The sequence below is a fragment of the Arthrobacter sp. 35/47 genome (assembly GCF_000520475.1).
Classification (GTDB): domain Bacteria; phylum Actinomycetota; class Actinomycetes; order Actinomycetales; family Micrococcaceae; genus Arthrobacter_D; species Arthrobacter_D subterraneus.
In genome coordinates this window covers 3,675-5,300 of sequence record NZ_KI914606.1, presented here as the reverse complement: position 1 = coordinate 5,300, position 1,626 = coordinate 3,675, and the positions used below count along the sequence as shown (strand labels likewise).

The 1,626-nt window shown below is 67.3% G+C and carries 2 protein-coding genes; one reads left to right on the top strand and one right to left on the bottom strand.

The features are described 5' to 3' along the window. Nucleotides 1-26 precede the first annotated feature (26 nt). Nucleotides 27-1,043 (bottom strand): LacI family DNA-binding transcriptional regulator, encoded by a 1,017-nt coding sequence (locus X803_RS0111855; RefSeq protein WP_026545302.1) that lies wholly within the window; start codon nt 1,041-1,043, stop codon nt 27-29. 169 nt (nt 1,044-1,212) lie between these two features. Here X803_RS0111855 and X803_RS21120 point away from each other — a divergent pair. After that, on the top strand, nt 1,213-1,626 hold a 414-nt coding region (locus X803_RS21120; protein ID WP_035778818.1), incomplete at its 3' end, for a beta-galactosidase.

Below are 1,626 nucleotides of genomic sequence, written 5' to 3'. Positions count from 1 at the left end.
CGAAGGCGGCGGGCTCAGGCCTGGGCTCAGGCCGATTCCCGCCAGACCACGGAGGTCTCGAGCATCCGCACCTCGGCATCCTTGCCCTCGATCTGCGCGAGGACCAACTCGGCAGCCGCCCGTCCCAGAAGGTCAGCGGGCTGCTTCACCGTGGACAGCTGCGGTTTGCAGCGCAGTGCCCAACTGCTGTCATCGAAGCCGACAATGCCGACGTCGTCCGGCACTCGGCGCCCGTGCTCCTGGAGCGTGGCCATGGCGCCGGCCGCCACCGCGTCGGACGCGGCAAAAACGCCGTCGAGGTCCGGGTGCCGGCGGAGCAGTTCCGTCATCCCGTCAGCCCCGGCAGCGTAGGTGTAGAGCGGGAATTCGGCCACGAGGTCCGGGCGGAACGCCGCCCCGACGGCCTTCCGGAAGCCCTCCAGCCGGTCCTGGCCGGAGTCGCGGTCCAGTGCGCACGCGATCATGGCCACCTTTTTCCGCCCGGTGGCCAGCAGCCGCTCGACAATGGCCCGGGCGGCGCTGACATTGTCGATCCCCACGTACGGGAGGTCGGGGGTGCCCGGCGGATGGCCAACGAAGGCGGCGGGGATTCCGAGGTTCCGCACCGCCGTCGCAATGGGATCGGCGGTGCGGGCGGAAATGATGACGGCGCCGTCCACCAGGCCCCCGCGGAGATAGTCGGCCACCCGCTGGCTGTCGCGGGCGGTATCGATGATCAGGGAAACCAGCTGGTAATCGGCGGCGGAGAGCACCGAGTTGGCACCGAGGAGGATGGACCCGATGTTGGGATCCTCGAAGAGCAGTGAGTGCGGCTCATGGATGATCAGCCCGATGGCCCGGGACTCTTGGCGCACCAGGTTCCGTGCCGCCGAATTGCGCACATAGCCGACCTTCGCGATGGCTGACTCGACGGCCATTTTGGCCTCGGGCGAAACGTACTTCTCCCCATTCACCACGCGGGACACAGTGCCCCGGGACAAGCCCGCGGCGGAGGCAACGTCGTTGATCGTTGCGCGCCGCCGGCGCATGCGGGTGGAGTCCATACCGCTTACTGTAACCGAGCCTGCGGTGCCCGCACCGGGGAGGAAACGTTGACAGCCCAATGTGATGCACGCTACTCTGTGAACGCTCCCAGATAAGCCGACCGCTCTTCGCGCTTCCGACTCTGGGAACGTTCACAGAAGCAATAAGCCAGTACAAGTCAGGATCAGCGTGCAGACCAACTCTTCCCCGGTTACCCAGCTTCCCCCGGACGGCGGACTGGTGTTCGGATGCGACTACAACCCCGAACAATGGGATGAGGCCACCTGGATTGAGGATGTCCGGCTGATGCGTGAAGCCGGCGTGAACCTCGTCGCGATCAACATCTTCGGCTGGGCAGAACTCCAGCCCGACGCCGACACATTCGCCTTCGACCGGCTCGACGCCGTCATGGACCTCCTCTCAGCCAACGGCATCGGCGTGAACCTGGGGACCGGCACCTCCTCGCCTCCCCCGTGGCTCACCACCGCGCACCCCGAGATCCTTCCCGTCACCGCGGACGGCGCCACCCGCTGGCCAGGTGGACGCCAGGCCTGGTGCCCCAGCTCCCCCATCTTCCGGACTTCGGCCCTGCGGCTCGTCCTC

Coding starts and splice junctions, on each gene's coding strand:
- X803_RS0111855 (WP_026545302.1), bottom strand. CDS start 1,043: ATGGACTCCACCCGCATGCGCCGGCGGCGCGCAACGATCAACGACGTT.